The 19,528-nt window shown below is 58.6% G+C and carries 19 protein-coding genes and 1 tRNA gene; 16 read left to right on the top strand and 4 right to left on the bottom strand.

The genetic code is table 11. From position 1 onward, the window contains the following. The 11 genes from C9383_RS07460 (at position 1) to C9383_RS07410 (ending at position 8,894) form a co-directional block, all read left to right on the top strand. On the top strand, positions 1-363 hold the full coding sequence (locus tag C9383_RS07460; protein WP_060756272.1) for a DUF4398 domain-containing protein: 363 nt from the start codon (positions 1-3) through the stop codon (positions 361-363). Then, positions 360-1,172 (top strand): OmpA family protein, encoded by an 813-nt coding sequence (locus tag C9383_RS07455; protein ID WP_090369149.1) that lies wholly within the window; start codon positions 360-362, stop codon positions 1,170-1,172. Before C9383_RS07460 ends, C9383_RS07455 begins: the two co-directional genes overlap by 4 nt. Positions 1,173-1,356: 184 nt before the next feature. Then, on the top strand, positions 1,357-2,796 hold the full coding sequence (locus C9383_RS07450) for an aminotransferase-like domain-containing protein (RefSeq protein ID WP_060756270.1): 1,440 nt from the start codon (positions 1,357-1,359) through the stop codon (positions 2,794-2,796). 104 nt (positions 2,797-2,900) lie between these two features. Continuing rightward, positions 2,901-3,374 (top strand): translation initiation factor 2, encoded by a 474-nt coding sequence (locus C9383_RS07445; RefSeq protein ID WP_090369151.1) that lies wholly within the window; start codon positions 2,901-2,903, stop codon positions 3,372-3,374. A 162-nt stretch (positions 3,375-3,536) separates the two neighbouring features. Continuing rightward, on the top strand, positions 3,537-3,791 hold the full coding sequence (locus tag C9383_RS07440; protein ID WP_060756268.1) for a YkgJ family cysteine cluster protein: 255 nt from the start codon (positions 3,537-3,539) through the stop codon (positions 3,789-3,791). A 41-nt stretch (positions 3,792-3,832) separates the two neighbouring features. Further along, positions 3,833-4,438: an START domain-containing protein gene (locus tag C9383_RS07435; RefSeq protein WP_060756267.1), complete on the top strand. Its 606-nt coding sequence runs from the start codon at positions 3,833-3,835 to the stop codon at positions 4,436-4,438. A 102-nt stretch (positions 4,439-4,540) separates the two neighbouring features. Continuing rightward, positions 4,541-4,777, top strand: a complete 237-nt coding sequence (locus C9383_RS07430) for a hypothetical protein (protein WP_060756338.1) — start codon at positions 4,541-4,543, stop codon at positions 4,775-4,777. 213 nt (positions 4,778-4,990) lie between these two features. After that, positions 4,991-5,332: a ribonuclease E inhibitor RraB gene (locus C9383_RS07425; protein ID WP_060756266.1), complete on the top strand. Its 342-nt coding sequence runs from the start codon at positions 4,991-4,993 to the stop codon at positions 5,330-5,332. A 394-nt stretch (positions 5,333-5,726) separates the two neighbouring features. Next, positions 5,727-7,136: a circularly permuted type 2 ATP-grasp protein gene (locus C9383_RS07420; protein ID WP_060756265.1), complete on the top strand. Its 1,410-nt coding sequence runs from the start codon at positions 5,727-5,729 to the stop codon at positions 7,134-7,136. A 4-nt stretch (positions 7,137-7,140) separates the two neighbouring features. After that, a complete protein-coding gene (locus C9383_RS07415; protein ID WP_060756264.1) occupies positions 7,141-8,091 on the top strand; it encodes an alpha-E domain-containing protein in 951 nt (316 codons plus the stop codon). Next, positions 8,088-8,894 carry a transglutaminase family protein gene (locus tag C9383_RS07410; protein ID WP_060756263.1) on the top strand — a complete coding sequence of 269 codons (807 nt, stop codon included), beginning with the start codon at positions 8,088-8,090 and terminating at the stop codon, positions 8,892-8,894. Before C9383_RS07415 ends, C9383_RS07410 begins: the two co-directional genes overlap by 4 nt. A 111-nt stretch (positions 8,895-9,005) precedes the next feature. On the opposite strand, the gene C9383_RS07405 is transcribed toward C9383_RS07410, so the two are convergent. Then, positions 9,006-9,812, bottom strand: coding sequence for a c-type cytochrome (locus C9383_RS07405; RefSeq protein ID WP_090369153.1), 807 nt, complete (start codon positions 9,810-9,812; stop codon positions 9,006-9,008). A 646-nt stretch (positions 9,813-10,458) separates the two neighbouring features. Here C9383_RS07405 and C9383_RS07400 point away from each other — a divergent pair. The 3 genes from C9383_RS07400 to C9383_RS07390 all read left to right on the top strand — a co-directional run bounded on the left by C9383_RS07400 (position 10,459) and on the right by C9383_RS07390 (position 14,728). Further along, positions 10,459-11,667: an acetyl-CoA C-acetyltransferase gene (locus tag C9383_RS07400; RefSeq protein WP_090369155.1), complete on the top strand. Its 1,209-nt coding sequence runs from the start codon at positions 10,459-10,461 to the stop codon at positions 11,665-11,667. A 16-nt stretch (positions 11,668-11,683) separates the two neighbouring features. Beyond that, on the top strand, positions 11,684-13,831 hold the full coding sequence (locus C9383_RS07395) for a 3-hydroxyacyl-CoA dehydrogenase NAD-binding domain-containing protein (RefSeq protein ID WP_090369157.1): 2,148 nt from the start codon (positions 11,684-11,686) through the stop codon (positions 13,829-13,831). 171 nt (positions 13,832-14,002) lie between these two features. After that, the gene (locus C9383_RS07390; RefSeq protein ID WP_090369159.1) at positions 14,003-14,728 is read left to right on the top strand and encodes an amidotransferase; all 726 of its coding nucleotides are present in this window, start codon (positions 14,003-14,005) and stop codon (positions 14,726-14,728) included. Here C9383_RS07390 and C9383_RS07385 read toward each other — a convergent pair. The 3 genes from C9383_RS07385 to C9383_RS07375 form a co-directional block, all read right to left on the bottom strand. After that, positions 14,725-15,696 carry a magnesium and cobalt transport protein CorA gene (locus tag C9383_RS07385; protein ID WP_060756258.1) on the bottom strand — a complete coding sequence of 324 codons (972 nt, stop codon included), beginning with the start codon at positions 15,694-15,696 and terminating at the stop codon, positions 14,725-14,727. The two genes, C9383_RS07390 and C9383_RS07385, sit on opposite strands and share 4 nt — an antisense overlap. Before the next feature lie 141 nt (positions 15,697-15,837). After that, on the bottom strand, positions 15,838-16,560 hold the full coding sequence (locus tag C9383_RS07380) for a 1-acylglycerol-3-phosphate O-acyltransferase (protein ID WP_090369161.1): 723 nt from the start codon (positions 16,558-16,560) through the stop codon (positions 15,838-15,840). A gap of 212 nt (positions 16,561-16,772) precedes the next feature. After that, complete coding sequence (locus C9383_RS07375) at positions 16,773-17,465, bottom strand: crotonase/enoyl-CoA hydratase family protein (RefSeq protein WP_090369162.1); 693 nt, start codon at positions 17,463-17,465, stop codon at positions 16,773-16,775. A gap of 336 nt (positions 17,466-17,801) precedes the next feature. Between C9383_RS07375 and C9383_RS07370 the strand changes: the two genes are divergently transcribed. After that, positions 17,802-17,891, top strand: a tRNA-Ser gene (locus tag C9383_RS07370). Positions 17,892-18,234: 343 nt separating this feature from the next. Beyond that, positions 18,235-19,428 carry a GAF domain-containing sensor histidine kinase gene (locus tag C9383_RS07365; RefSeq protein WP_159438931.1) on the top strand — a complete coding sequence of 398 codons (1,194 nt, stop codon included), beginning with the start codon at positions 18,235-18,237 and terminating at the stop codon, positions 19,426-19,428. The last annotated feature ends 100 nt before the right edge of the window (positions 19,429-19,528 follow it).

Genomic DNA, 19,528 nt, shown 5'->3' with positions numbered 1-19,528 from the left:
GTGACTCTTCGACCTTTTTTCGCGGCCCTCGCCGTTGTCGCTTTGGCGGGATGTGCCGCTGATCCTGCGCCGAATGAACAGATTCGCCTCACCCAGCAAGCCTTGGAACAAGCCAGCGCCGTGGGTGCCAATACCGATGAATCACCTGACCTGAAACTGGCAGAAGACAAGTTCGCCAAGGCCAAGGCTGATATGGCCAGCCAATCCTATAAGGATGCACGCATGCAGGCCGAACAGGCCGAGCTGGACGCGCGCCTTGCCGAAGCGCGGATTCTGACTCGCAAAAGCCAGGAGCAACTGAACGTGCTCAACACCCGCATCACTCGCCTGCGCAAGCAATTGCAGTTGGGAGAAGCCCAATGAGCCCGATCATCCGTGGTTTGAGTTGTGCTCTGTTGCTGGGCAGTGCCGCCTTGGGTGGTTGTGCCAGCCAGCCTAACAGCGAGCAGGCGTTGCAGCAGGCCGGCAGTGACTTCCAGAAGGTCAAGGAAGACGCCAATGTGCTGCGTTTCGCGCCTAAAGACGTGATTCGTGCCGGTGAGTCGCTGGCTCGCGCCGACCGCCTGTCCAGTTATTGGGGCAGCGGTGCCGACGTGGTGCACTACGCCTACCTGAGCCAACGCTACAGCGCGATCGCCCGTGAGCATGCCGAGCAGGGTCTCAACGCCGAGCGCGGCACCAAGCTCGAACTGGAACGCCAGCGCCTGCAATTGGCCCTGCGGGAAAATAAACTGGCCAGCGTGCAGCAGCAGGGCAAGTGGGTTGAAGCACAGATCGCCAGCCTCACCACCCAGACGGACCGGGGCCTGGTGATGACCCTGGGGGATGTGCTGTTTGATACCGGCGAAGCTGAACTGCAGAACTCGGCCAGCCGTACAGTGCTGAAAATTGTGCAGTTCCTGCAACTGAACCCCAAACGTCGGGTGCGCGTCGAGGGCTACACCGACAACACCGGGGGCGAGCAGGAGAATCTGAAACTGTCCCGCGACCGTGCCCAATCGGTGGCAGACCTGTTGATTGATCTGGGTATCGATGACAACCGTATCGAGGTCGAGGGTTACGGCGACCAGTACCCGGTGGAAGCCAATGCCTCCGAGCGTGGCCGCGCACTGAACCGCCGGGTGGAAATTGTATTTTCGGACGAAAAGGGCCAACTGGGCGCCGCTCGCTGAGAACTCGCCTCTAATGAAACTGTAGGAGCGAGCTTGCTCGCTCCTACACGCGACACCCCCCTACAGTTTTTGCTGTCACTCCCGCCTGCGCTCGACTATTGTGGCAACTGTCCCCGTACACTTCTAAACTGTGCCGGTATGTTTCACACAAAAATAAAATACCCGTGAAATCGAGTGCTGCGTCATGACCAATCTGTTGCTTTACCAACGTATTGCCCAGCAACTGGCTGAGGACATCCGGCGCGGTGTTTATCAACCGGGAGAGCGCGTGCCGTCGGTGCGCAAGATGAGCTCCCAGCTCAACGTCAGCCATGCCACCGTGTTGCAGGCTTACGCCAACCTGGAAGACCAGGGGCTGATACGCGCGCGGCCGCAGTCGGGCTACTACGTGCACCAGACACCTGCGCTGACGGCGCCCACGCCGGACATCGCGCGGGTCGAGCGCCCAGGGTTGGTCACCCGCAGCAGCATCATTCAGCAGGTATTGGTCGAGTCGCGCCGCGAAGGTGTATTCCCGTTGGGCGCTGCGGTGCCGAGCGTCGACTACCTGCCGGTACGCGCACTGCACCAGCAGTTGGCCAAGGTCACGCGCTTCCAGAGCCCGCGGGCGTTCAGCTACATGTTCAGCCCCGGTTTCGAACCGCTGCGCCGCCAGGTGGCGATTCGCATGCGCGACGCCGGCGTCGTGGTGGACCCCTCCGAAGTGGTGATCACCCACGGCTGTGTGGATGCCTTGCAGATGTCATTGCGTGTGCTCACGCGGCCCGGCGACCTGATCGCGGCTGAATCGCCCACTTATTATGGGTTGCTGCAACTGGCCGATCTGCTGGGCCTCAAGGTCATCGAGATCCCCAGCGACCCTGCCACCGGCATGAGCCTGGAAGCCCTGCAACTGGCGGCGAACCAATGGTCGATCAAGGCCCTGGTATTGACCACCCGTCTGAGCAACCCCTTGGGCGCGACCATGCCGGAAGAGCGGCAGAAGCAGTTACTGCGCCTGGCCTCGGATTTCGATATCCAGATTGTCGAAGACGATATCTACGGCGAACTGATGTTCGAGGTCGGTCGCACCAAGGCCCTCAAAGCCTATGACCGCCTGGATCGAGTGATCTACTGCTCAAGTTTTTCCAAGACATTATCGCCCGGTGTGCGAATCGGCTGGATGATCGCCGGCAAGTACCAGCAGGAAATCCAGCGCCTGCAGATGTTCAGCACCCATTCCGCCTGCAGCGTCACCCAGATGGGCGTTGCCGCTTACCTGGAGAACGGTGGTTACGACCGGCATCTGCGCTACATCCGCCAGGAATACCGTAAGAATCTCAGCGCGTTCCAACTGGCCGTGCAGCAGTATTTCCCTGAAGGCACGCAAATGACCCGCCCAACCGGCGGCTTTATCCTGTGGGTCAGTTTGCCGGGGCGGGTCAATACCCAGGAACTGCACGTGCGTGCCTTGCAACAGGGCATCAGCATTGCACCTGGGGTGATTTTCAGTAATACGGAACAGTTCAACCACTGTATTCGCCTCAACTGTGGGACGCCGTGGAACCGCGAGGCGGAGCGGGCACTGATGACTCTGGGCATGCTTGCCAGCCAGTTGTGCCAGGAAACGGCGGCAGGCTTTTGAGGCGTAGAAAGGGGACAGTTCGCCTGCATGGCTGATCACCGCGCTTGTCATGCAATGCACAACAAGCGAGCATATGGCTTTCTGCCGTTAATGCTGTTGGCGATATGACCTCTATTTTTCGCGCTGTCTGGATGATTGGCTTGTTGATCCTGTGTAACGTCGGCGCCGTGCTGGCCGCGTCGCCCGTGACTGAAACCAAGCCCGCCGCCCAGGCACAGCAGAAGACTCAAGCGAAAAAAACTACCCCCGCCAAAAAGAAAGCCGCGCCCGTGAAGAAGCGTGCGCCGATCGCCAGCAAATCCAAGTCGGCCCACGAAGTGGCCCAGACCAAGTTGCCACCGGCACAGTTGGACCTGTCTTTGCCTGCGGACATGGTGCGGCACTTGCAGCCGATCGGCACCATGCCCAAGCCCAAGAGCGTGCCATTGTTGCCACCGATGTTTGGCGAAAAGCCAACCGATAACAGCGCGTTCCAGATCAACGGCCGCTTGCTCAGCAACGAGATGAAGCTGCAATTGCGCAATGAAGAGCGGCGTGAAGTGGAAGGCGCAGCGCTGGATTTCGAATTCAAGCAGTAAACTTTTCCCTCGCACGTGACGCTTGCCCTCGACCATCTGTCGCAGACTGGTCAGTCACTTTTGTTTTGCGCGAAAAACCCCTGTTGGACCATTTTAAAACGGCTGTTTTAGGGCGTACTCTAGCCCGGCCATCCCTATTGAGCCGTCGAGGACCTACTGGTCATGAAATGCCGTGAAGGCTGTGGCGCTTGCTGCATCGCCCCCTCCATCAGTTCACCGCTGCCGGGAATGCCCAACGGCAAACCTGCGGGAGAACGCTGTGTGCACTTGTCGGTCGAACAGCTATGCCTGCTGTTCGGCCGCCCGGAGCGCCCGGCGGTGTGCAGTGATTTCAAGGCGGATATCGAAGTCTGCGGCAACGACCAGGCCGATGCGATCCGGCTGATTGGCTGGTGGGAGCAGATGACGGCGGCTTGATGGGCTTTACTATTGGAACTTCAACAATAAGGAATACAACAATGGGTTCACTGAAACGAATGGCTGTGTTGTGCGGTTTTACAGTGTTGTTCGCTGCCACTGCCCAGGCGGAAGACTGGCAGGTTGCCAAGGACGAAGACGGTATCAAAGTGTCCTTGAGCGAAATTGCCGGCTCCAAGTACAAGGCTTATCGCGGTGTGACCGTGATCAAGGCCCCAGTCGCCAAGATCCAGGCTCTGCAGGAAGACGTGGCGGGCGCCTGCTCATGGATCCATGAGTGCAAATCGCAGAAGCTGGTCGATAAGAAAGGTGACGAAAGCTGGACCTACACCCAATTCAAGGCCCCGTTCCCGGTGACTGACCGCGATTCCTACCTGCATATCACGACGACCAAGGCGGCCGACGGCACGCTGACGCGTAAACTGGAAGGTGTGCCAACCTACAAGCCTGAAGAAAAAGGCTACGTTCGAGTCGCCCAGGTCGATGGCTTCTGGAAGCTCGTTCCCAAAGGCGACAACCAGACCGAAGTGACCTACCAGGTGCACACCGAGCCTGGCGGCAGTGTGCCGTCGTGGCTGGCCAACAAGTTCGTGGTGGACGCCCCGTTCAAGACCTTGAAAGCCTTGAAAGAACACGCTGAAAAATAAGCACAGCCGATCGGTGCCTGCGACCTTGAGTGGAACATTTGCCAAGCCCTCAAGGTCCAGATGGATGTGAGCCCACACTTGGGTTTTATCGAGGAAGCACCGATGCAAAAGTGGCAGATTACCTTTGTTGATGACCACGGCGTGAAGTCCGTGGAGCAGTTCGATTGCACGCAAAAGCCCAGCCTCGAAGAGGCGGCGCACATGATCCGCAGCAAGCTGGTGCCGGTAGCCGCCGAACTCGACCTCAATGACCTTGAAGGACGCCAGCCTGAGCCTACGGTCAAGATCCTCAAAGACCAGAACAGCATCCAGATCCTCGACATCTCACCGGCTGCCTGAACAATCCCTGTAACTCATTCAACCCCCTATGGTAGAGGTGATAGCTTCGCGCTACTCTGCAAACGAGATCAGCGAATGAATCGCTAAGGTCTGGTCTTGTCAGCTACATGCTTGTTTTCCAGCGGTGTTGTTATTGCCGTAGTACCTGCGCCAGTAGGGCGCAGGCTTCGGGAAGCACGGAAAGTCTATCCATCGGTTTGAGGAGGACGTTTCATGAGCACAGCCTATCAAGAAGATATCAGCACCCATGTTCTGCGCCGCATGAAAGAAGGCGGCTTTGACTTCTCGCGTTTTCACCCCATCGAGTTCTACGCCATTTTCCCGGATGAGGAACGGGCGCGCCGGGCTGCGGGTCGATTTCGTGGGGAATCGCTGAATGCCCAGGTCAGCGCGCGCGACGATGGCGCGTGGTACTTGGAACTGAGCAAAATCATGTCCGCAACCTACGACGGCATAGGAGACTTCGAACAAGACTTTGAAGCGGTGGTCGAGCCGCTGGGCGGGATCATCGAGGGATGGGGCGTGAAGCAGGAGGTGCGTGGATTACCCATGTAGTTGCATAGAGTCTCAGCGTATCGGCTGACCTTCGGGTCGGCCGATTTTGTTTGTGCCGTCTGAAAATGTGTGGAACTTGCGCGGTACTTTCTCAGCCTCAAAAAAAAGCCACCCGACAAGGGTGGCCTAAAGGGAAGAGCGGAGCGCTGAAGGCAGTTCAGCAGATGGGGCGATTATCCCTGGGGGCAGCCGGGCAATGAAATCAACTCTGGCTATGCTGTTGATAGCCAAAGCCCGCATTGGGATGAAGCGTGACGCAAGGCGGCGGGCATTCTGCGCACCAGGACGGTGCGGTTAGATTCCGCTGCTTATCCAACTCACTGATTTATAAGTGTTTATGCCGATGGCACGGGCCTTGCGAAGGTTCTTGCGTCCGGGGGACAAGGAGTACGGCATGATCCGCACTTATTACGACGAGATGTACGATGGGGCAGGGCAGGTCCGTCCCCATTACCGCGAATTCGCCCGCTGGTTGGCTGAAACGCCCGCCGAGCTGTTGGCCCAGCGCCGGCGTGAGGCCGATTTGCTGTTTCACCGCGCCGGGATCACGTTCACCCTGTATGGGGATGAGCAGGGCACCGAACGCCTGATTCCCTTCGATACAATCCCGCGCAGCATACCGGCCAGCGAGTGGCGCACGGTCGAGCGTGGCTGCATTCAGCGAGTCAAGGCGTTGAACATGTTCCTCGCCGATCTGTATCACGACCAACGCATCATCAAGGCCGGGATCATTCCCGCTGAACAGGTATTGGCCAACGAGCAATACCAACTGGCGATGCAGGGGCTGAACCTGCACCGCGATCTGTATTCCCACATCTCCGGCGTCGACCTTGTACGCGATGGCGACGGTACTTACTACGTGTTGGAAGACAACCTGCGTACGCCGAGCGGTGTCAGCTACATGCTCGAAGATCGCAAGATGATGATGCGCCTGTTCCCCGAACTGTTCGCGGCCCAGCGCATTGCTCCGATCGATCATTATCCGAACCTGCTGCTCGATACCCTCAAAAGCTCAAGCCCGCTGGATAACCCGAGCGTGGTGGTGCTGACGCCAGGGCGTTTCAACAGCGCATTCTTCGAACATGCGTTCCTGGCCCGCGAGATGGGCGTGGAACTGGTGGAGGGGGCCGACCTGTTTGTGCGCGATGACCGCGTGTTCATGCGCACCACCGACGGCCCCAAGGCGGTGGATGTGATCTACCGCCGCCTCGACGACGCATTCCTCGACCCGTTGGCGTTCAACCCCGAGTCCATGCTGGGTGTGCCCGGCCTGCTCGCCGCCTATCGTTCGGGTAACGTGGTACTGGCCAATGCCATCGGCACGGGGGTGGCGGATGACAAGTCGGTGTACCCCTTCGTCACCGAGATGATCCGTTTTTATCTGGATGAAGAACCCATCCTGAAGAATGTTCCGACGTACCAGTGTCGTAAGCCTGACGAACTATCCCACGTGCTGGCCAACCTGCCGGACTTGGTGGTGAAGGAAACCCAAGGCTCCGGCGGCTACGGCATGCTGGTCGGCCCGGCGTCTACCGCGGCGGAAATCGAAGCCTTTCGCGCCCGCATCAAAGCCAAGCCCCATGCCTATATCGCCCAACCAACGCTGTGTTTATCCACGTGCCCGACCTTTGTCGAAAACGGTATCGCACCGCGCCATATCGACCTGCGTCCCTTCGTGTTATCCGGCAAGGAAACACGCGTGGTGCCCGGCGGCTTGACCCGTGTGGCGCTGCGTGAAGGTTCGCTGGTGGTCAACTCGTCCCAGGGCGGCGGCACCAAAGACACCTGGGTGGTCGAGGACTGATGCCATGTTGAGTAGAACTGCCTCGGATTTGTACTGGATGTCGCGCTATCTGGAACGTGCGGAAAACCTCGCACGCATGCTCGACGTCAGCTATTCGCTGTCGCTGATGCCTCAAGACGGGCACGGTGACGGTCTGCATGAACTGGCCATGCCGTTGCTGATCACCGGCACCCTGGAGGATTACCGTGAACGCCACGGCGAACTGCATGCCGAACACCTGCTGCACTTTTTTGCGCTGGACGCGGCCAACCCGGCCAGCATCTACAGTTGTCTGGGCGCCGCGCGGGCCAGCGCCCATGCGGTGCGTGGGCGAATTACCGCCGACATGTGGGAAAACATCAACGCCACCTGGCTGGATATCCGCGACATCGCCCAGCAAGGCTTGAGCCATTACGGCATGAGCCGGTTTTGCGAGTGGGTCAAGGAGCGTTCGCACCTGTTCCGGGGCGCCACTTACGGCACCATCATGCGTAACGACGCCTTTCGTTTTATCCGCCTGGGCACCTTCATCGAGCGTGCCGACAACACCCTGCGCCTGCTGGACGCACGTTATGAAATGGCCGGCGACCAGGCCGCCGCCGTCAGCGATGGCACAGCCCACGCCTACTACCAGTGGAGCGCCTTGCTGCGCGCGTTATCGTCGTTCGAGGCCTACACCGAGATCTATCGCGACGCGCCCGGCGCCCGGCAAGTGGCCGAGTTGTTGCTGTTACGCGCTGATGTCCCACGCTCGCTGCGCGCCTGCAGCGAAGAGATCGACCAGATCCTCGCCAGCCTGCCCGGCCTCAACGGGCGACCGGCCCAGCGCCTGGCCGCCGAAATGGACGCACGCCTGCGCTTTACCGCCATCGACGAAATCCTTGAGGAAGGCCTGCACGCCTGGCTGACCGACTTTATCCCTTTGGTCCGCCAGTTGGGCGACGCCATCTACAGCTCCTACCTGGAGGCCGCATGAGACTCTCCCTCAGCCACGAAACCACCTACCACTATGAAGACCCGGTGCGCGCCAGTATCCAGTACCTGCGCCTCACGCCCCATGACAGCGAGCGCCAGCACGTCATCAGCTGGCAGCTAGACCTGCCACGCCCGGTGCGGGCGCAGGTCGATCCGTTCGGCAATATCCTGCATGTGCTGACGCTGGACGAACCCCACGACGCGGTCATCATCGGTGCCCGTGGCCAGGTGGATATCGATGAGTTACGCGAGGCTGAACACGAGAGCCAGTCGGCTTTCCCGTTCCTGCGCAGCACGCGCCTGACCGAACCCGACGAAGCGTTGCGCAGCTTTGCCGAGCAGCACTGCCGGCAACGTCGCGACCGCAGCGCGTTGATCGACCTGATGCACGCGCTCAACCAGTCGATGGTCTACACGCCGGGTGCAACCGCAGTCGACACCAGTGCCGCCGAGGCTTTCGCCGGGCGGGCAGGCGTATGCCAGGATCATACCCACGCGTTCCTGGCCTGCGCACGCAGCCTGGGGATTGCGGCGCGATATGTGTCGGGGTATCTGTACACCGAAGACAGCACGCACCTGGCCAGCCACGCCTGGGCTGAAGCCTGGCTGGATGACGCCTGGTACAGCTTTGACGTGACCAACCAACTGGCGCGGCCGGAGCGGCATTTGAAACTGGCCGTGGGCCTGGATTACCTGGATGCCTGCCCGGTACGTGGCATGCGTCGGGGCGGCGGGCATGAACAGATGCATGCCAAGGTGTTATGCATGGCGCCGGCCCCGGTGATCGCTGTCCAGCAGCAATAATGCAATGTGGGAGGGGGCTTGCTCCCGATAGGCGGTTGCCAGTCAGTTATTGTTAGCTGACCCACCGCTATCGGGAGCAAGCCCCCTCCCACATAGGCATTGTCGCGAAGTTCAGGGCTGTTGTTTACGCCCCGCCATATGCCTCAAATACCCCACCAGCAAATCCAGCTCAGTATCGGGCAATACACTGGCTGCAAAAGCCGGCATCTTCGCCTGTGGCCAATGCCGCAAGCTCTGGGGATCGCGGATATAGCGCTTGAGGAAATCCCCGCTGAAATATTCGGTGGGGTTGTAGGGAATATTCAGATCCGGCCCCACTTGGGCGTCGCCGGCGCCATTGAGCCGGTGACAGGCCATGCAGTTTTTCTGGAACAACGCAAAGCCTCGGTTCACGGGGTCATTCGCCGCCAGCTGCGGATCGGGCAGCAAGGCGGGAAAGCGTTCGGCGACGGTCTTCAATTGCTTGATCCCGGAGATCTGGAATGGCCACTGCTCAGGGCTGATAGAGCCGGCTTGCGGATCGGTCCACACCAGATAAAACGGCCCGGCACTCGGTTTATCTTGCGCCAGCGCCGGCCAAGGGTGGGCGGGGTCCTCAATGGCGAGCCAGGCGCGGGCGCCGTGGTTTTGCAGAAGCGGCGCGGCGGCAAGTTCGGCAGCGAAGCCATCGAGGGCGACGGCTTGCAGATGGTTTTCCGCTTTCAGTCCCGGTAGGAGGGCGGCTAGTGGCACTGCGCGATAGGTCATATTGCGCTTGTAGGAAACGTCATCGACGATCTGCACCGTCTGTACATCCGGCCGCTTGAGCAAGTCGGCTGTCTGCCAAGTCTTGCTGGTGTGGTCCAGTTCGATGGTCAATTGCGCTGCAGAGACGGGCAGAGTCAGTAATGCAATGAACAGGGCGACGATCGTTTTCACGATATGGGCTCGATGTGATGGGCAAAGACACCCAACAATAGCGGAAAATCGCACGCAAAACGGCAGCGCCTGCACAGGACCGCTATACGCAATGTCCCGGCAGGTGCCGCCAAAAACTGCAGTCGTGATGCTGCGTGTGCACTGAATGCGAGGGTTGAGCCGTCACCCGATAATCTTGGTGAGATTGGGCAAGATCAGAATCAGTGTGGTGGCGAAAAGAATGAGTCCCGCCTGACGTACTTTCGAATGTTTGAACATGGCTGACTGCCTTTTGTTGTTATTCCTGAGCGTCAAATGCGTGCCGGAAAATTTCACTATGCCGATATGACGTGTCGCTTTTCTTACAGCTGCTCCAGCAAAACCCGGCAGCAGCCTCTTACAGATTCAACCTTAGAGCCCCTGTTCTGCGCGGCTTAGATCCATTTCATATCAGCTAAGCAGTATTTGAGCTTAAAACGGCATGAGGCCAATCGCCATCTTGGCGCCAGCCCTAGGGCTAGACCGCTAAAACGATTAATCAGCGGTTTCCCTTAGGTACCTACCGTTCGTCCGAGCGAGGGGGTCAAAAGCAATGAGCGCATCCGTCATTGAAACCGTGTCAATCGGGCCTAAGGTAGGCAAACACGCACAGCGGTTCGAGGACGTCATGACCCAACAAGCTTTGATCTTTGATGCGATACGCACGCCCCGAGGCAAAGGCAAAGCCGAGGGTGCCCTGCACAGCATCAAGCCGGTAAACCTGGTGGCCGGCTTGCTTACGGCGCTGGCGCAACGCGCCGATCTTGATACGCACCAGGTGGATGATATCGTCCTCGGCTGCGTCACCCCGGTGGGCGACCAGGGCGCCGACATCGCCAAGACTGCCGCGCTGGTGGCGGACTGGGACATCAGCGTGGCCGGCGTACAGATCAACCGCTTCTGCGCCTCGGGCCTGGAAGCGGTGAACCTGGGCGCGATGAAAGTGCGCTCAGGCTTCGAAGACCTGGTGGTGGTCGGCGGCGTCGAGTCCATGTCGCGGGTGCCGATGGGCAGCGATGGGGGAGCCTGGGTACTCGATCCGCAAACCAATATGCACAGTCATTTCACGCCCCAGGGCATCGGTGCAGATTTGATCGCAACCCTGGAAGGCTTCAGTCGCGAGGACGTCGATACCTTCGCCCTGCAGTCCCAGCAGAAAGCGGCGAGGGCGCGTGCAGACGGTTCCTTCAGCAAATCGTTGATTTCAGTGCAGGACCAGAATGGCATCGTGCTGCTGGACCATGACGAGTTCATCCGCGGCGACTCCACCTTAGATGGCCTGGGCAAACTCAAACCCAGCTTCGAAATGATCGGGCAAATGGGCTTCGATGCCACTGCGCTGCGGGTCTACAGCCATGTGGAGCGCATCCACCATGTGCACACGCCGGGCAACAGCTCGGGTATCGTCGATGGGGCCGCCTTGATGTTGATCGGCTCCGAGGCCAAAGGCCGCGAACTGGGGCTGCAACCTCGGGCCCGTATCGTCGCCACCGCCGTCACCAGCACCGACCCGACCATCATGCTTACCGGCCCGGCCCCGGCCACACGCAAGGCCCTGGCCAAGGCCGGGCTGCGCGTAGAAGACATTGACCTGTTCGAGGTTAACGAAGCTTTCGCCTCCGTGGTGCTCAAGTTCATCAAGGACATGCGCATCGACCCCGCTCGGGTCAACGTCAACGGCGGCTCCATCGCCATGGGCCATCCGTTGGGCGCCACGGGCTGCGCGATCCTCGGCACCTTGCTCGACGAGCTGGAAGTACGCCGCCAGCGCTACGGCCTGGCCACCCTGTGTGTCGGCGGTGGCATGGGCATCGCGACCATCATCGAACGTCTCTGAGCCGAAGGAACCCGTCATGAGCGACGCTATTCGTTACGAAAAAGGCCAGGACCAGATTGTGGTACTGACCCTCGACATGCCCGGCCAGAGTGCCAACACCATGAACGCCGCGTACCGCGAGGCCATGGCGGCCACCGTCACGCGCCTGGAAGCGGAAAAGGACAGCCTTGCCGGTGTGATCATCACCTCGGCCAAGAAGACGTTTTTTGCCGGTGGCGACCTCAATGAGCTGATCCAGGTCGACAAGCACCACGCCAAGGATTTCTACGACGGTGTGCGCGTGCTCAAGGCCCAGTTGCGCCGCCTGGAAACCCTCGGCAAACCGGTCGTGGCCGCGATCAATGGCGCGGCCCTGGGCGGTGGCTGGGAGATTTGCCTGGCCTGTCATTACCGCGTCGCACTGGACGATAAATCCACCCAGCTCGGCTTGCCGGAAGTCACCCTGGGCCTGTTGCCGGGCGGTGGTGGGGTCGTGCGCATGGTGCGCCTGCTGGGGCTGGAAAAGGCCCTGCCGTATTTGTTGGAAGGTAAAAAACTGCGGCCGCAACAGGCGCTGCAAGCCGGCTTGATCAATGAGCTGGCCTTGAGCCGTGATGAACTGTTGGCCAAGTCTCGCGCCTGGATTCTCGCCAACCCCGAGGCCAGGCAGCCTTGGGACAACAAGGCGTATCAAATCCCCGGCGGTACGCCGTCGAACCCCAAGGTTGCACAGATGCTGGCGATTGCACCGTCGATGTTGCGCAGCAAAACCAACGGCTGCTTTCCGGCTCCGGAAAAGATCCTTTGCGCCGCCGTGGAAGGCGCGCAGGTGGATTTCGACACGGCCCACCTGATCGAAACCCGTTACTTCACCGAACTGGTCACCGGCCAGGTGGCGAAGAACATGATCGGCACCTTCTGGTTCCAGCTCAACGAAATCAACGCCGGCGGCTCGCGCCCCCAAGGCTTTGCCCCTTACGTGACACGCAAAGTCGGCGTGCTGGGTGCCGGGATGATGGGCGCGGGGATCGCTTATGTCAGTGCCAGTGCGGGCATCGACGTGGTGCTCAAGGACATCAACCTCGCCGCCGCCGAGAAAGGCAAGGCGCACTCAGCCGCGCTATTGGACAAGAAGGTGGGGCGTGGGCAATTGACCGCCGAGCAGCGCGATACCACCCTGGCGCGCATTCATCCTACGGCCTCTGATGCCGATCTGGCCGGTTCTGACCTGATCATCGAGGCCGTATTTGAAAACCGCGAGCTCAAGGCCCAGGTTTCGGCCGCCGCCCAAAGCGTCGTCGGCGCCGACGCGGTGATCGCCTCCAATACCTCCACCTTGCCCATCAGCGGCCTGGCCAACGCCGTGCCCGATCCAGGCAAGTTCCTGGGCCTGCATTTCTTCAGCCCGGTGGACAAAATGCCATTGGTGGAAATCATCAAGGGCACGCACACCAGCGACGAAACCCTGGCCCGAGGTTTTGATTTCGTGCTGCAGATCAAGAAAACCCCGATTGTGGTCAACGACAGTCGTGGCTTCTTCACCTCGCGGGTGTTCGGCACCTTCACCAATGAAGGCATCGCTATGCTCGGTGAAGGCGTGGCCGCACCGATGATCGAGACCGAAGCGCGCAAGGCCGGCATGCCGGTGGGGCCGTTGGCGGTGTCCGATGAGGTATCGCTCAGCTTGATGAGCCATATCCGACAGCAAACGGCCAAGGATCTGCAGGCCGAAGGTAAGGAGATGCCGACGCATCCGGCAACGCGGGTGATCGACCTGCTGGTGAATGAGTACAAACGCGCCGGCAAGGCAGCGGGTGGTGGGTTCTATGACTATCCGGCAGGCGGGCAGAAACACCTGTGGCCGGAGCTGAAAGCCCGTTTCGAACAGCCGGGTAAACAGATTTCGCCACAGGATGTACGTGACCGCCTGCTGTTTATCCAGGCCATCGAAACCGTGCGGTGTGTGGAGGAGGGGGTGTTGATGTCCACGGCGGATGCCAATGTGGGCTCGATCTTCGGCATTGGCTTTGCCGCGTGGAGTGGCGGTGCGTTGCAGTTTATCAACCAGTACGGGTTGAACGACTTCATCGCCCGGGCGCGCTACCTGGCGGAGCAATATGGGGAAAGGTTCTCTCCTCCGGCGTTGTTGCTGGAAAAGGCTGCACAAGGCGAAATATTTCGGTGATCTGAATGTGGGAGGTGACTTGCTCCCGATGGCGATGTATCAGCTGACGAGTCAGTAACTGTGCCACCGCTATCGGGAGCAAGCCCCCTCCCACAAGGGCTTGCCTTGGAGGGTGTTTCAAGGCAGGCTCTGGGGTGTGCATTATTCCCATCACCGTGTCAGGTATTTTTTATGTCGCTACGCGTCTGTATCCTGGAAACCGATATCCTGCGTCCAGGCTTGATCGATCAATACCAAGGGTACGGGCAGATGTTCAAGCGCCTGTTCTCCAAGCAGCCGATTGCCGCCGAATTCGTTGTCTACAACGTTGTGCAGGGCGAATACCCGCCGGAAGATGAAGTGTTTGATGCCTACCTGGTCACTGGCAGCAAGGCCGATTCCTTTGGCACCGACCCTTGGATCCAGACTCTCAAGACTTATCTGCTCGAGCGTTACGAGCGCGGCGACAAACTGCTGGGGATCTGCTTCGGCCACCAATTGCTGGCACTGCTGCTGGGCGGCAAGACCGAGCGCGCGGGCCAGGGTTGGGGCATGGGCATCCACGATTACAAGCTCGATGCCAAGGCGCCGTGGATGAGCCCTGAAGTGGAAGAACTGACTTTATTGATCAGCCATCAGGACCAGGTCACCACGCTGCCGAAAAACGCCACGGTGATTGCTTCCAGCGCGTTTTGCCCGTTTGCGGCGTACCACATTGGCGATCAGGTGCTGTGCTTCCAAGGCCATCCGGAATTTGTCCATGACTATTCCCGCGAGCTGTTGGAGATTCTTCAGACGACCTTGGGCGAGAAGGTCTACAACCATGGCGTCGCCAGCCTGGAGCGCGACCACCACGGCGTCACCGTGGCGGAATGGATGATGCGTTTCGTGGCCCACAAATCCGAGGCCAAGCGTTAAAGCCAGCCCGAACGCTTGAAGCTGGCCCACAAACCGGTACAGCCCACCGCGATAAACCCGAGCACTGCAAAATAGCCGTAGTGCCATTGCAGCTCGGGCATATTCTGGAAGTTCATCCCGTAGATCCCCGCCACCGCTGTGGGGAAGGCGAGGATCGCCGCCCATGCGGCGAACTTGCGCTGCACCACGCTTTGACGTGAAGCCTCCAGCAATACACCGATCTCGATGGTCTGGCTGGCGATATCGCGCAGGGTGGTGAGGTCTTCCATTTGCCGTGTCACATGGATCTGCACATCGCGGAAATACGGGCGCATGTTCTTGTCGATGAACGGGAAGCTCAGCTTCTGCAGCTCCTGGCTGATCTCCACCATCGGCGCGACGTAGCGCTTGAGCCGCAGCACATCGCGGCGCAAGCCGTGCAAGTTCTGGATATCACGCTCATTCAGCGAGCTGCACAATACGTTGCGTTCCAGTTCATCGATCTCGGCATGGATCGCCTCGCTCACCGGTTGGTAATTCTCGGTGACGAAATCCAGCAGCGCATAGAGTACGAAATCTTCCCCATGCTCCAGCAACAGTGGCCGCGCCTCACAGCGCTGGCGCACAAGCCCGTAGGATGCCGAGTGGCCATTGCGTGCAGTGATGATGTAGCCATTGCCGGCGAAGATGTGGGTTTCGATAAACACCAGCTTGCCGTTCTCGCGCACCGGTGAGTAGGTGACGATAAACAGTGCATCGCCGAAGGTTTCCAGCTTCGGGCGGCTGTGCTTTTCCAGGGCATCTTCGATGGCCAGTTCATGCAGGTTGAACTGGCGTTGCAGGTTGGCCAGCTCTTGAGCGTTGGGTGCTTCCAGGCCGATCCATACAAAGTGGTCAGGTTTGGCGGCCCAGGCGGCGCCTTCGTCGAGGGTGATATCGGTGACTTTCTTGCCGGCGCTGTAGACGGCAGCCGCAACAACTCTACCCATGGTGCTGATCGCTTCTTATTGGGATGACAGATGTTGGGCAGCTTAGCCTGAATGACGTTCCGTCGTAGCCGTCATTGCGACAAGCTTTTTGTGGCGAGCGAGCTTGCTCGCGCTAGGGGGCGAAGCACCCCCGGGCGGTGTTCAAGCAGCCCGCAACTCACGATCCATCTGCGCGATGCATTCATCCATCTGCACCTGGCAACTTTGCATCAACCGGGGGATGTCATCCGAAGTCAGCCCAACCGTAGGAATCGGCGGCAACGACCGTATGAGCACATCCCCACTGTTCCAGCGATTGAGCTGCATATGGGTGATGTAGTTGCTGACGCACACCTGCACGATCGGCACTCCGGCCGCAATCGCCATATGGAATGCGCCTTTCTTGAACGGCAACAGGCCTTTGCCCAGGTTGCGTGTGCCCTCCGGGAACACCCAGATCGAGGTGTTCTCATGTTGCAACGTATGGGTGGTGGTAAGCATTGCCCGGCGTGCCTTGTAGGCATTGCCTCGGTCGATCAGCACATTGCCTGCCAGCCAGAACAACTGGCCGAACAGCGGCACCCATTTCAGGCTCTTCTTGGCGATGCACACCGTGCGGTGAGGCACCACGGTGCCGAACACAAACAGGTCATAGTTGGACTGGTGGTTGGCGATGATCACGCAGGTGCCGGGCTTGTTGCGCAGCGAGTCGACCTGCGCTTTCACGTTCAGCCCCAAGAGCCACATGGCCGGCAGCGCATAGAGGCGGGCGCACAGGCGGCTGTTGTCCGGGTTGAACGGACGGCAAAGGCCCAACACTACGCCCAGCACACCGGCGACGATAAAGTGCAGGCCCATCAACAGCATACGTAGCAGAAAAAGCATCGACACGGTCCATCGGTACAAGGGTGGCGCAGTGTACGGGTGTGCACTGGGTTCGGCAATTGCCCCTGCAGACGTGGGAGATAGGCGATGTTTAAGCACATGTTTCAATATGCGCCGACATCGCCCGACTAGAGCGCCTATAGATGATTCTGATTTATCTGTAAGAAAAAGCCCGACTCAAGGTCGGGCTCTGATGCTGCAGTTGTGAGGACTTAGCTCAGGACATGCCCCTGATCCTGAATGATTGCGTCATCCAACGCCTCCAGCAGTGCTTTGCGCACTTTCAGCTTTGTGTGCTTGTGGGCGTTCATATTGATCTTCTTCAACTGACGCGCCGCTTCCAGGGCCGCCGCGTGCAACTCTTCGGGGGCGACGACCTTATCCAGGAAGCCGGCATGCAAGGCGCCCTGTGGGTCGAACATCTCGGCGTTGATCACTGAACGCTGGAACGCCGACTTACGCAGGCGATCCCGCGCCAATTCGATACCGGCGTGGTGCATGGTCATGCCGATCGCCACTTCATTCAGGCCGATGCTGAACGGGCCTTCCACACCAATCCGATAATCGGCCGACAACAACAGGAACGCGCCCTTGGCCACCGCATGCCCAGGGCAAGCGACGATCACCGGAAACGGGTGGGACAACAGACGACGCGCCAACGTCGAGCCCGACGTCACCAGGCTGATCGCCTCTTTGGGGCCGGCGGTCATCACCTTCAGATCATAACCCCCCGACAGTATCCCCGGCGTCCCGGTGATCACCACCACGGCCCGGTCTTTCTCGGCCTGATCCAGCGCCGCATTGAACTCACTGACCACCGCCGGAGAAATGGCATTCACCTTGCCGTTGCTCAAGGTCAGGGTCGCGATACCGTCTTCGAGGTGGTAGGCAATCAACTCACTCATGACGCGGTTCCTTGTAAGACTTGTTATAGAGAAGCTATGGATAGAAATGCATACGCAAACGTTACCCACCACGCCCGCCCCGGTAAAGCGCCGTGACTGACTACCCAGTCAGGCTTTTACGCCACACCCAAGCTTAGACGGCCCGGAGCAGGGCGCACCGAGCGTCCCAGGCTCACGCTATCCATGCCCAAGAATGGCAGAATCACCGTCCCTGACCAGGCGGGTTATGACATAACCGTCTAACCGCATGAAAATTCTGAAAAAAACCTTTGCCATCGGAAAGGCTTTCGACTACATTAGCGCGCCTCGACAGACTGAACTGGTTTGACGAGATACGGTGAAGTGTCCGAGTGGCTTAAGGAGCACGCCTGGAAAGTGTGTATACAAGAAATTGTATCGAGAGTTCGAATCTCTCCTTCACCGCCAAATTGAGAAAACGCAAGCCCCTGATTTTCCTAGAGAAAGTCGGGGGTTTGTGGTTTTTGGCGTTCAAAAAATAGCCTCATGGGACCACCATGGGACTGGTGCGCCAATTTGGTGCATAAACAGTCTCTGAAGAATGAGGATTATTATCGAGGAAATTCATTTGCCGACGACTTAGCCACGAGTAGTCGTCCGCGGTGAACAGGGCATAGGCGAAAAGGCACTTTGAGCGAAATACACCCACCGCCACGGATGTAGCTGGCGTTTAATAGAAGGCAATAGCTTCACATTGTCACTGCACAACTCACCAGCTTGTTACTTACTAACCTTGGTTACAGGCAGCGTCATGACCAATATCGAACATACCTCCACAGTTGAAGCTGTCCTGCGCATTGAGGCCGTTCCCATGATCCTGAGCATGGTGAAGAATTTGACCGGCATGCGATTTGCGGCTGTTGCCAGGGTCACAGATAAAAAGTGGGTAGCTTGCGCCGTAGATGACTCTATCGACTTCGGCCTAAAGCCTGGTGGAGAACTGGTACTAGATTCCACGATTTGCCATGAGATCAGACAGCACAGAAAACCTGTCATTTTCGGCAGGGCAAGCACTCATTCAATTTGGTCTGTGCACCATACGCCCAGGATTTACGGGTTGGAGAGCTACGTCTCGATCCCGATTATTACTTCGGACGGTGAATTTTTTGGGACGCTTTGCGCTATTGACTCTATTCCGGCGGACCTTGATAACCCTGCGATCACACACACTTTAACCTTGTTCGCAAAGTTGATTGCAGCGAGCCTTGATACGCAGCGCTTGCTGGAAAATTCAAATGCAAATCTGACAGACGCCCGAATCGATAACACACTACATGAGCAGTTCGTTGCAGTTCTGGGCCACGATCTGCGGGTTCCGTTGAGTGCCATCAGGATGAGTGTTGATTTGCTGGAAAGCAAAACCAACGATGTGGGGCTCTTGAGGTTGATCGCTGCTATACGCTCCAGCTCAGTGAAAATGAGTCTGCTGATCGAAAATGTCCTCGACATGAGTAGGGGAAGACTGGGTGGCGGTATACCGATTCGTCGCACACTTGTAGATGATCTGAACTGCACTTTGGAGATGACACTTGATGAGATTCGAGCTTCACATCCCCGCGCCAAACTAGTCACATCGTTGGCCGTCCCTTCCGGTGTCTATTGCGATGCTCTTCGTATCAACCAGTTGCTTTCAAATCTTGTAGGTAACGCTGTTACTCATGGCTCTATCTCCGCACCAATCACAGTGCTAGCTTTTTCAGATGGGCCTGAGATCGTTATTTCTGTGACGAATCTTGGGCCTCCTATTGACGAGGCGTTGATGCCTCTACTGTTTCAGCCGTTCACGCGCTCTGAAACTGGAGCTAGGGGAGAGGGTTTAGGTCTTGGACTTTACATCGCCTCCGAGATTGCGGCAGCCCATAACGGACGTTTGAGTGTCGTATCTAATATTGAAAGTGGCACGTGTTTCATCGCACGCCTACCTGCCAAACTAGAGATAGGCTAATACGGTTAGGCGTACCTCTATTTCTAATAACGCCGCTTATGTTCAAAAGGCCCCCACACTTTGACTAGGTGCGGGGGCTTTTCTATTTGCCTATGGAAAC

Source organism: Pseudomonas palleroniana, from assembly GCF_003031675.1.
Lineage (GTDB): Bacteria > Pseudomonadota > Gammaproteobacteria > Pseudomonadales > Pseudomonadaceae > Aquipseudomonas > Aquipseudomonas palleroniana.
The sequence above is the reverse complement of the archived record's forward strand: the minus strand, read 5'-3'. Positions and strand labels throughout refer to the sequence as shown.